Origin of the sequence: Paenilisteria portnoyi (assembly GCF_014322795.1) — a bacterium.
GTDB lineage: Bacteria > Bacillota > Bacilli > Lactobacillales > Listeriaceae > Listeria_A > Listeria_A portnoyi.
This window is the reverse complement of sequence record NZ_JAASTT010000019.1, coordinates 1-12121: the sequence shown is the minus strand read 5'-3', so window position 1 is coordinate 12121 and position 12121 is coordinate 1. Positions and strand designations below refer to the sequence as shown.

Below are 12121 nucleotides of genomic sequence, written 5' to 3'. Positions count from 1 at the left end.
TTTCTGTTATACTGATAAAGTATGTAAAAAAATAATGAGGATGTAGTGAAATATGAAATTAATAACAATCTCGGTACCTGCTTATAATGAAAGTGAGGTACTACCGCATTTATACGATCGCATAAAGGAAGTCATGGCTACGGTTTCGGATCGTTATGATTATGAGCTTCTGTTCATTAATGATGGTAGTTCGGATAATTCGGTTCAAATTATGAAAGAGTTGCGTGCCAAGGATGCTCGGGTTTCTTATGTGGATCTTGCGCGGAATTATGGAAAAGAAGTCGCGATGGCTGCGGGTTTTGATTACGCGAAGGGTGATGCGATGGTGACGATGGATGCCGATTTGCAACATCCGCCGGAACTGATTCCAGAAATGTTGCTTTTATGGGAACAAGGTTATGAGGATGTTTACGCGAAACGAAAAATTCGTGAGGGCGAAACATGGTTGAAGAAATTTACATCCAAGAAATATTATCAATTGCTTCAAAAAATGTCGAAAACACCAGTGCTTCCAGATGCGGGTGATTTCCGTCTGCTTGATCGTCGTTGTATTGACGCGCTTAAGAAATTACGGGAAACGCAACGTTATTCCAAAGGTCTGTATAGCTGGATGGGATTCAAGAAAGTTGAAATTGAGTTCGATGCTGCCCCGCGCCTAGCTGGTGAAACGAAATGGAACTACGGTTCACTGTTTAACCTTGCTTTGGAAGGGATGACATCATTTACTACGACACCGCTCAAAATTTCCTCGATCTTAGGATTTATCGTATCGATCGCTGCTTTTATTTATATGATATACATATTCATCGCAACGCTTGTGACAGGGAACGCCGTCGAAGGTTTCCCAACGCTGATGATAGTTATTTTATTCTTAGGTGGAATTCAGCTGATTTCGATTGGGATTATTGGCGAATATTTGGGTCGAATTTTTAATGAAGTGAAAGGTCGTCCGCTATACTTTGTCGAAGAATACAACGATGAGAGAGAGCCGATAAAATGAAGAAGATAAAGGAACTAATCGCTAACTTTAGAAAAGAACATGCCAATTTGTATAGTATTATCATGTATATCATCATGGGTGGCTTTACGACGGTCGTGAATATTGTGTCGTTCTGGCTCTGTAATTCGGTTTTTGGAATTGATTATGTGACGTCAAATACGGTTTCTTGGGTGGCTTCGGTGATTTTTGCCTATGTGACGAACAAGCGATATGTGTTTGAAAGCTATACACCGACTTGGAAGGATCGCGCGCGTGAAGCATCGTCGTTCTTTGGTTTCCGTTTTTTGACGTATTTGGTCGATTTAGCGGTTATGGTCATTCTGATTAGTGGATTGGGCACGAACGCGCTGGTGGCGAAAATTCTAACAAACGTGATTGTGCTTGTGTTGAACTATGTATTTAGTAAGTGGATAATATTTAAAATTAGGAATTAAAAAAGGTAGGTTAATTATGATTCGTACAGAGAGAAATTGGAAATTATTAAGTGTAGTAGGATTTTTGGTATTTTTATTTTATATGTATATTGCATATCGGACACCGTTAACACATGATGATTGGACTTGGGGTATGGCCAAGGGGATGGAACGTTTTCATGACGGATTTAAGGATTATAATGGTCGTTACTTTGGAAACTATACAGAGTTATTAATTACACGTGTAGACTGGTTGCGTATTTTTATTATGGGATTGTTTGGTGCTTTATTGGTCGTGTTACCAGCATTGATCTCGAAAACAAATTCGATAGGCGTTTACTTGCTTAGCTTCTTGCTGTTCTTGACGGTGCCAGCGAATATGTTTGCACAGACATATGGTTGGGCAGCCGGCTTCTCTAACTACAATACAGCGGCTGTTTTCACCTTGATTTTTTTACTAGTAATCAAAAATGTATTTTATGATAAAACGCCTAAATATAGTATTTGGTTAACGATTTTAATGGTTCCGCTGGGCATTATTTCGCAACTATTTGTGGAGCATGCAACACTTTATAATGTTATTGCTGCCATTTTCATTATGGTGTGGGCATTTATTAGATTCCGCAAATTCTTCTTGTTGCACATTGTCTATCTGGCTTCCGTAATTATTGGAGCAGCTATCATGTTCTCTAATGGGGCATATGCAAAGATTTTCAGTGGAGAGGATACGTATCGTACAGTAGATAGTGACATGGGGATTTTTGCGAAGATGTACGATACTTTCAAAACAACGCTGTATCAATATCTTGTGATGAATAATGTTGGGTTGAATATTGTTCTGGCACTCATAGCGATTTTTGTTTTAGTAAAAGTGGCACAAAACCTTTCTGCGGTTCAATTGGTTTTCAAAGGTTTATTTATTATGATTCTAACGATTTATCCATTGTATAAACCAGTTGTAAAAGGAATATTTGATATTTCTTCGGAGACAACAACGACTTTTGAAGCTTACTTATCTTTGTTATTTTACTTAGTTCTGGTCGCTACAGTATTGATGTTTATTCCAAAAACAGGTTTGAAAGCAGAGCTAACTTTCTATCTTATTTCTGTCGTCACACTTGCGGCACCACTATTCTTTGTTACGCCATTTGGCCCGCGTAATTTTATAATTTGCTATATGTTCTTTGTACTTTTTGCAGTTCGAACAGTACAGTTTTTACATGAAGAAAACTATCTTAATTTACGAGCGCTTTACTTGCCGTTATTCGCTTTAGTTATGGCCTTTGTTTTAGCGTATTCGTATGTATTTACGCAAATTGGTCAAGCAAACGATGCACGAATAAAGAGTATGAAAGCGCAAGTTGCGGCTGGCGAGAAAGTAATTGTTGTGAAACGCTTACCGTACCAACAATATCTATGGATGAGCACGCCGATTCAAGATGGTCCTCATGCGCCAATTTTTGCAGAGTATTATAAATTACCTAGTGGTGTAACCCTAAAAATAGTTCCATACAAAGCCACAAAATGACACCATTGTAATGTTGTTTAAACCCTCCAAATGTGAAATAATAGAGACGTACGCAATTTATGTCAAGGAGGTAAAGGTCAATCAGAAATAAAATAGTAATAATGGCGTTAGGGTTTGCTGCAACGTGTGCGGTTTTCGTGATGAAAGAACCAATGCAGGCGGATGCGGCAACTCCAAGCTCGTGGGAAGCGAGCTATTACAACAACAAGACGCTATCTGGTACCCCGGTCTTGAAGCGAACAGAGAAGGATCTTCATCTGGATTGGGGTTACGGTTCACCAAGCGCAGCGCTACCAGTGGATGGTTTTTCTGCGACGTTCCGTAAAACAATTACAGTTGGCACCACCGCAGATTATCGCCTAATTGGGCGCGCCGATGATGGAATTCGGGTCTACGTCGACAATAAGCTTGTGTATGATGATTTCAAACCGAGCATGGCGAACCTGAACATGACGATTCCGTTAACAGCGGGAACGCATAACATCAGAATCGATTATCTAGAAGCGGGTGGCGCAGCATACATTACCGCAGATTTAGTTCGTGCGGATGAATGGCATGCCGTGTACTTTCCAAACAATAATATGACAGGAAACGTGAAGTTGACCGAGAGCATCGGCAATAAAGCATACCTGAATAAAGTTTGGGGCTATGGCTCACCTGGCGCTGGAATTGGCGTTGATAATTTTAGTGGATTCTTTTCGAAGCAGTATGATATTGCCGAAGCAGGTAATTATCGTTTTGTTGGAAAAGTAGACGATGGCATGCGAATTTACGTGGATGGTAAGGCGATTGTGAACACTTGGGATTCTTTTCAGGATAACCTAAACGTCACAATCCCACTGACAAAAGGTAAACACCAAGTCACCGTCCAATATCGTGAAAAGTCTGGCGCGGCTCATTTACAAATGAATCTCGTGAAGGCAAACGCTTGGTATGAACAGTATTTTAATAATACGACATGGGGCTTGAACTCGATTTACACGGCAGCTGGTTCGACAGCGAATAAGCTGGCACACAATTGGGGCACAGGGTCACCAAATGCTAGCGTGAACAAAGACAATTTCACAGGTATTATGGATAAACAAATTGAAGTGGCAACGGCTCGCGATTACCGAATTATCGGGAATGTGGACGATGCGGCGGCGATTTATGTTGACGGCAAACTCGTGACGAATTTGACGACACGTGGTGAGTTTAATACAGTTGTTTATTTATCAAAAGGTACACATGACGTTCGGATCAAGTTTAAAGAAGGCGGCGGCGCGGCATATGTTAACTTTAATGTTATCAATGCCAACGTCTGGTACGCTAAATACTATCCGAATGAAACAGTCTCTGGATTTCCGTATGCCTTTGACGAAGCAACTGGCACGACGGCACTTGCGAAGAATTGGGGTACAGGTTCGCCAAACAGCGCGGTACCGACCGAACATTTTTCCGCACGAATGCACCGTCAAATCGATGCGCCAGAGTCGAGTCACTATCGTTTCTACGGCGACGTGAAAGACGAAGCGATCATCTATATGGATGGCAAAAATATGGGCACTGTTTCCGGACAATACAATCAAGTCATTTGGGTTCCAAAAGGAAAACACGCGATTTCGATTGCTTATAAACACAAAACGGGTGCAGCTTCCTTCAACATGAATATCGAAAAACTAGATAAATGGTTTGCGCGCTACTACAAAAACACCAATTTTACTGGTGCTTATGTAGCTAAGCTCCACGACACGCAAACGGCATTTTATCAAAACTGGGCGTATGGTAGTCCAGATTCAGCGATTCCAAACGATAATTTCTCAGCAGTCATCGAAAAGCAATATGTCGCTCCTAAAACAGGGAATTACAACATTGTTGGGCGTGCGGACGATGGCATGCGTGTAACGATAGATGGCAAAGTTGTTTTTGATAACCGCGGTCTAAGTTATGTACGTGAGGAAAATTATGTGATTCCGTTAACGCAAGGAACGCATAATGTGAAAGTCGAGTATGTCGAACGCACAGGCGCGGCATCTGTTGATTTTAATATTTTACCAAGCAATACGTGGTTGGCACGATATTATCCGACAGACAGCTTCTCCGGACGTCCTGTCTACAAAACAATGAGTAGTATTAATGATAACTGGGGAGCAGGAAGCCCAGATCCAAGTATTCCAAATGACCGCTTCACGGCTCGCTATGAGTCAACATTGAACATGGCGAAAGACGGTAATTATGAAATCTCGGGTCGCGCTGATAATCGCATCCGCGTGAAAGTAGATGGCCAGGTTGTCTATGAAGATTGGACAGCAGGTTTAAACAATTACAAAGAAACGATCCCACTCACAAAAGGAAATCATAAATTCATCATTGAATATATGGAGGACACAGGTGGAGCGGCCTTATCGTTCAACATCAATTACGTATCAGGTATCGAAAAGAACTATCGCACGCAATCGTATACTTCCACGTTGGCACAAGCTCTAGCAATTCAAATGCAGGGCTCTACACCACCGCAAACAAGTGTCAAACCGCCGAACACTTACGTTCGTAGTAATTTTGTCACATTGAATGCTGGTGGAAAAACTGGGAAAACAACGGCAGCGACGAGCGTTCGCGATGCTGCGAACCCAAATGCCTTTTTAGTTGGACCGCTCGCGAAAGATTTAACAATCACCATTACGGGAACTGTTACAGGAACCGATGGCGCGAAATGGTATAAATTCAACTACACACGTGCATGGGTCAATGCGTACCAAAAAGATGTGCAGTACTACATGAACCCGAACAGTTTTGTAAAAGACACGAAAGAATATTTGCAGTTCCTCGTGTTATCAAAACCAGCAGGGCTTAATGTAGCAGAAGTGAACAGTAAAATTCTTGTGAATAAAGGAATCTTAACTGGGCAAGGTGCAAGCTTTGCGACGGCTGCGAAAACGTATCAGATTAACGAAATTTATCTGATGTCGCATTCGATGTTAGAAACAGGAAATGGTTCATCACAACTTGCAAATGGCGTACTAGTAAGCGTTGTCGATGGTAAACCAGTAACGCCGAAACTTGTGTATAACATGTACGGAATCGGCGCTGTGGATAGCAATCCGTTGAAAGGTGGTTCCGAATATGCCTATAAACAAGGCTGGGACACACCAGAAAAAGCAATCATTGGCGGCGCACAATTTGTAGCTCAAAACTACGTAGCAAGAGGACAGGACACTATCTATAAAATGAGATGGAATCCCGCGAATCCAGGCGTTCACCAATATGCAACAGATATTAAATGGGCGACGAGTCAAACGACGAATATGTATAACATGTATAACTTACTCACAAGCTACATTCAAGACTTCGAAATACCCAAATATAAATAAAAAATGCTTGGAGCAACAGATTCAAATCTGAGGCTCCAAGCATTTTTTGTTATTTCTTCTTTTTCACGTCTTTTTTATGAATCTCTGTGTATAATTCATCAATTAAGGCAGAGACGTCATCTTTAATTTCAGGATGTTTCAGCGCGAATTGCATCGTTGTTTTGATGAAACCGAATTTATCGCCGACATCAAAGCGTTCTCCTTCAAAATCATACGCGAAAACACGTTGAATTTCATTGAGGCGATTGATGGCATCCGTTAATTGAATTTCGCCACCAGCACCAGCTTCTTGTGTTTCCAAGAAATCAAAAATTTGTGGTGTTAACAAGTAACGGCCAAGAATCGCTAAGTCAGATGGCGCTTTTACTGGATCTGGTTTCTCAACGAAGCCTTTTACATTGTATAGACCTTTTGCATATTCGTTCAGCGGATCGATAATACCGTAACGATATGTTTCTTCATGCGGCACGTGCTGCACGCCGATAACCGAACTATGCGTTTTTTGATATTGGTCAATGAGCTGTTTCGAGCAAGGTGTTTTGGATTCAACGATATCATCGCCTAACATAACGATAAATGGTTCGTTACCAACAAAACCTTTCGCTTGCAAAATCGCGTCACCAAGACCTTTTGGCTTCGATTGACGAATGAAATGCAAGTTGATGTTTGTCGTTTCTTCCACGAGATGTAGCAATTCTAGTTTATTTTTTTCGCGTAGGTTGTTTTCTAGTTCAGGCACGGAGTCGAAGTGATCTTCAATCGCGCGCTTTCCTTTACCAGTAACGATCAAGATATCTTCAATTCCTGATGCTACAGCTTCCTCGACGATATATTGAATCGTTGGTTTATCTACAATCGGTAAAATTTCTTTTGGCATTGCCTTCGTTGCTGGTAAAAAACGAGTTCCAAGACCCGCAGCAGGAATGACCGCTTTTCTAACTTTCATAATGGCATTCTCCTTCAAAATATATTCGTCTATATGCAACCATTATACGGTATGTACGCGTAGTGTGACAAGTTTTTGCGTGTAAAGCAGTTAACAAAGTGCTAATAGATAGTAGAAACGACTATTTTTAAATTGGTGCATCCTTGACATTTGGCGGTATTTGTAATAGATTGAAAATGATAAATAAAAGTTTTAAGGGAGAAATAGAATGCTCTATGAAATCGTAAAACCTGCTGCAATAGTTGAACCCAAAGTATCGGTCGTTATTCCAGTATATAATGTTATTCGCTACATTGATGAAACCATTAAATCTTTACTTAACCAAACGCTAAAAGAAGTGGAAATCGTGCTTGTGGACGATGGCTCTTCGGATGGTAGTTTAGAAAGAATTATCGAATTGGCGGCTGAACACGAGAATATTTGTGTTGTCAAAGAACCCAATGCGGGACCAGGAACGGCGCGTAATAACGGTTTGGCTGTTGCTCGCGGGAAGTATATTAGCTTTGTCGACTCCGATGATGTTTTACCAGAAAAAGCGTTGGAAATCATGTATCATGCGGCAGAATCTGAACAGGTTGGCGTCGTAACAGGGATTTCTGTAAGTTTTAACAGTAATCGTTCGTGGTTTATCGGCGGGCATTTCACGAAAGGTGTCTTCAAGAAAGGCCGTAAAACGCTTGTGAAGAATCCGGAAATGCTGTACACGCTTGGACCTTGTAATAAAATGTATCGCGCGGATGTGGTGAAAGATATACGTTTCCCTACATCTATTAAAGTTGCGGAAGATCACCCGTTTGTATTGGAAGCTTATTTGAAGTCCGGCGACATTTATACGGTGGACGAGATTATTTACAATTATCGTGCGCGTGAGGACGAGGGCGATGTGTCGCTATCCCAAATCGTGAAATCAGATCCATATGTGAGTTTTAAAGATATTATCGAAAGTACGAAACTGGCTGATCCATTGTTCACGAAGTATGTGACAAACCCGATTGCGCTTGGAAAAATTCGTACGGATTACTATGACCGGATTGTGTCGGCGGATATTTGGCCGGCGTATAAAGGCATTATGATGGAGGGCAACGCTGGGACGCAAGTCAAGATGTTCGATTCTTTCTATGAACTAGTGGATTCGATGGATTTGAACCTTTACAATAGCCTCGGTGTGTTGCAACGTCTGCTTACGTTTGAGACGATTAACCGCTATACGTTTATTAAGGAAAAAGCGCGCCCGAATTATTTGCGTGTGCTGAAATTGGCGTATAGTAAATTGGACCCTGGTTCGATGAATAAATTACTTTCTTCAGCATTCCCGCAAGAAGTACGTGCTGGGCAAAAAGCGGCGAATCGTAATTCGGTTCAACCAATCTACAATCGCCTGGCTGTTCGAAAAGCAGGAACGATTATTTCGTCTGGCTACAAAAAAGTAGTCGTCGGTTCCTGGAAAAAGGTGCAAGATATGGCGCGTAATTTCTATGCACGTCGCATCGCTTTCCCAATCTACAAACTCGGTAAAAAACAAGATAAAATTGTCTTCCTAACGAATAAGCATGATGTGTTGGCAGATTCGTTCAAGGCAGTTTATGATGAAGTATTGAAACAGAAGCCGGACTATGCGGTTGTTGGTTATTTGAAACAACCAAAACGTTCGCTTCGTGAGCTTTTGTCACTTTATAAAGATGTGGCGACGGCGAAATATGTCTTTTTAGATGATTATTACCGTCAAATGTATGGTTTGACAACAGGCAGTGGCACGGAAGTTATTCAACTTTGGCATGCGGCTGGTGCGTTTAAGAAATTCGGATTTAGTTCGATCGGTTACGCGGACAGTAATACGGAGAGTTTTGAACGTGGGGCGCATAAGAATTATACGAAAGTTGTTGTATCATCAAGCGAAATCGTGCCGTTTTATGCCGATGCATTCGATGTCCCTGAAAAAGATGTCATGCCTTTAGGTGTACCAAGAACGGATCGCTTTTTCAATGAGGATTACAAAGCCTTTATTAAAGCTTCTTTCTTAGGAAAATATCCACATTTGAAAGGTAAAAAAATTATCACATACGCGCCGACTTTCCGGGGTGGACCTGGTGAACGCCAAAACTTTGTGATGAACTTGAACATTCGTCGTTTGGCGGAGGAACTCGGTGATGAATACGCGCTTATTTTGAAAATGCATCCATCAGTGACACGAGGTGTTGGTGTGCCGTTTGATTTGCAAGAATTTGCGTTTAATATGAGCCGTGAAGATATTAATGATGTCTTGATTAACACGGATATTTTGATTACAGATTATTCATCGGTTGTCTTTGATTTCTCGATTATGGAGAAACCAGTGCTATTTTATGCCTATGATTTAGAGAACTATCTTGGCGAACGTAATTTTTACTATGATTATGAAGCATTTGTTCCAGGCCCGATTGTCCGCACGAATGACGAGATTATCAGCGCAATCGAGACGAATGATTTTGATTTAGATAAAGTACGTGCCTTCAAAAACCGCTTTTTCGATGATTTAGATGGTAAGGCGGCAGAGCGGATCGTCCGTGAATTGATTAAGTAAGCTCAGCGGGACGACAAATAATCATTTCCGTCGTTAAAAGCTCCGTTCCAATGCTCTTCTACACTATGTTTCGCATAACTTCTTACATGGTCGGGGATAAGACTCCCTCCTTGTTTTCAGTTATCGTACCTCAGTACGCTCCGCCTTGGTACTCGCTTTTGCCTAGGAACTAATCATTTGTCGTTCCGCTGAGAGTTTGGAGATAGGGATAGGTTTCTGCGAAGGATCTATGTTACAATAAAGCTGTAAACATAAAAAACAGTTAAAGGAGATTAGAGAATGATATACGCTCAAATTTTAGCTGGGGGAAAAGGTACGCGGATGGGAAATGTCAGCATGCCAAAACAATTTTTGTCCTTGAATGGTAAGCCAATTATCGTACACACAGTTGAGAAATTTATTTTAAATAACCGTTTTGATAAGATTATTATTTCGTCTCCGAAAGAATGGATCAATCACGCGGAAGATAATATTAAGAAATACGTTTCTGATGATCGCGTTGTTGTCATCGAAGGCGGCACGGATCGTAACGAAACAATTATGAATGGGATTCGTTATATTGAGTCGAGTTTTGGCTTAACGGATGAGGATGTTATTATTACGCATGATGCGGTACGCCCATTCTTGACGCATCGGATTATTGAAGAGAACATTGATGCGGCGCTAGAAACTGGTGCGGTAGATACGGTCATTGAAGCGATTGACACGATTGTGGAGTCGTCGAATCATGATTTTATTACGGACATTCCGGTTCGTGACCACATGTACCAAGGCCAAACGCCACAAAGTTTTAATATTAAGAAGCTATATAGCCATTATCAAGCGTTGTCCGCAGATGAGAAACAAATTTTGACGGATGCTTGTAAGATTTGCTTGCTCGCAGGAGACCGTGTGAAGCTCGTGAAGGGCGAAATCTTCAATATTAAGATTACAACGCCATATGATCTAAAAGTGGCAAATGCGATCATTCAGGAGCGTATCGCCAATGATTAACCAAGTATACCGACTAGTATCGGAGCGACAATTCGAAGTTGCCAATGTGGATGAGTCTTTGAATGAAGAAGTAGTTGTGGTTCGCCCAACGTATTTATCGATTTGTGCGGCAGACCAACGCTATTATACCGGTTCTCGCGGAAAAGAAATGCTCTCGAAGAAATTACCGATGGCGCTAATTCACGAAGGAATCGGCGAAATCGTATATGATGCAACGAAAGAATTTAAACCAGGTACAAAAGTAGTGATGATTCCAAATACGCCAATGGAGACTGATCCTGTCATCGATGAGAACTATTTGCGAACAAGCAAGTTCCGTTCGAGCGGCTATGATGGTCTGATGCAAGATTATGTGTTCATGCGTCGCGATCGTGTCGTCGTGCTACCAGATGACGTCAATCCAAAAGTCGCCGCGTTTTCCGAGTTAATCTCCGTTGCCGTTCACGCGATTTTACGTTTTGATCAAAAAGCGAATGAAAACCGTGAATCGTTCGGCGTTTGGGGCGACGGGAATTTAGGATTTATCACAGCTTTAATATTGAAAAACTGGTATCCAGATAGTAAGGTTTATATTTTTGGGAAAACACCGTATAAATTGGATTTCTTCTCGTTTGTCGATGGTGCGTTTTCGATTGACAATATTCCAGCTGATTTAGTAATCGACCAAGCCTTTGAGTGCGCTGGTGGCCGTGGGAGCCAATATGCCGTGAGTCAGATTATTGATTTGATTAAACCAGAAGGCACGATTTCGCTGTTGGGCGTTTCCGAGTATCCGATTGAGTTTAACTCAAGGATGGTGCTTGAAAAAGGTTTGACTGTTTATGGAAGTAGCCGCAGTGGTCGCATTGATTTCGAGAAGACAGTAGAGTTTTTGACGGAAAACAAGCGAGCTGTGGAATATTTGCAAAACTTAGTTGGTGAAGTACACCAAGTGAAGTGTATACAAGATGTGATTGAAGCATTTGAAGCCGATCTCCGCAGCCCGTGGGGTAAGAGTGTGATGGAATGGGGAATTTAAAGTGCTGAAACAGAGTGCTGAACGGGCTCGTTCAGCTCCGAAAAAATTTGTTAGGGGGCGCAGTAAAAGTCTTCTTTTGACTTTTGCGGAGGCCACGAAAATTTCGAGGAGCTAGCCCGTGAAGCCGGACTCGGAGACACCTGAGCATGATGCAGGGCAAGGAACGAATGCTCACGTTATTCGCACTCGTATTGAGGCTCTAAATCGGCAGTTGATGCCTCATAAGAGCCACAACATAGGGGGCGCAGTGAAAACCCTCTTTTGGTTTTTGCGGAGGCCACGAAATTTCCGAGAGGCTGGCTGTTGAAGCCGG

8 protein-coding genes are annotated in these 12121 nt (G+C 41.7%); 7 read left to right on the top strand and 1 reads right to left on the bottom strand.

Going from position 1 to position 12121, the window contains the following annotated elements:
- Positions 1 to 52: 52 nt before the first annotated feature.
- From HCJ66_RS12220 to HCJ66_RS12205, 4 genes are all read left to right on the top strand, one after another.
- A complete protein-coding gene (locus HCJ66_RS12220) occupies positions 53 to 1000 on the top strand; it encodes a glycosyltransferase family 2 protein (RefSeq protein WP_187133386.1) in 948 nt (315 codons plus the stop codon).
- Positions 997 to 1434, top strand: a complete 438-nt coding sequence (locus HCJ66_RS12215; RefSeq protein ID WP_181677566.1) for a GtrA family protein — start codon at positions 997 to 999, stop codon at positions 1432 to 1434. The genes HCJ66_RS12220 and HCJ66_RS12215 overlap by 4 nt, the downstream gene beginning before the upstream one ends.
- Positions 1435 to 1450: 16 nt before the next feature.
- A complete protein-coding gene (locus HCJ66_RS12210; RefSeq protein WP_187133385.1) occupies positions 1451 to 2941 on the top strand; it encodes a DUF6056 family protein in 1491 nt (496 codons plus the stop codon).
- Between the two features lie 140 nt (positions 2942 to 3081).
- Positions 3082 to 6291 (top strand): PA14 domain-containing protein, encoded by a 3210-nt coding sequence (locus HCJ66_RS12205; RefSeq protein WP_222717496.1) that lies wholly within the window; start codon positions 3082 to 3084, stop codon positions 6289 to 6291.
- 49 nt (positions 6292 to 6340) lie between these two features.
- Here HCJ66_RS12205 and galU read toward each other — a convergent pair whose 3' ends face one another.
- Positions 6341 to 7237, bottom strand: a complete 897-nt coding sequence (gene galU, locus HCJ66_RS12200) for a UTP--glucose-1-phosphate uridylyltransferase GalU (protein ID WP_187133383.1) — start codon at positions 7235 to 7237, stop codon at positions 6341 to 6343.
- Between the two features lie 208 nt (positions 7238 to 7445).
- On the opposite strand from galU, the gene HCJ66_RS12195 reads away from it, so the two are divergent.
- From HCJ66_RS12195 to HCJ66_RS12185, 3 genes are all read left to right on the top strand, one after another.
- Positions 7446 to 9797 (top strand): bifunctional glycosyltransferase/CDP-glycerol:glycerophosphate glycerophosphotransferase, encoded by a 2352-nt coding sequence (locus tag HCJ66_RS12195; RefSeq protein ID WP_187133382.1) that lies wholly within the window; start codon positions 7446 to 7448, stop codon positions 9795 to 9797.
- 279 nt (positions 9798 to 10076) lie between these two features.
- The gene (locus tag HCJ66_RS12190; RefSeq protein ID WP_187133381.1) at positions 10077 to 10790 is read left to right on the top strand and encodes an IspD/TarI family cytidylyltransferase; all 714 of its coding nucleotides are present in this window, start codon (positions 10077 to 10079) and stop codon (positions 10788 to 10790) included.
- On the top strand, positions 10783 to 11808 hold the full coding sequence (locus tag HCJ66_RS12185; protein ID WP_187133380.1) for a ribitol-5-phosphate dehydrogenase: 1026 nt from the start codon (positions 10783 to 10785) through the stop codon (positions 11806 to 11808). Before HCJ66_RS12190 ends, HCJ66_RS12185 begins: the two co-directional genes overlap by 8 nt.
- Positions 11809 to 12121: the final 313 nt, after the last annotated feature.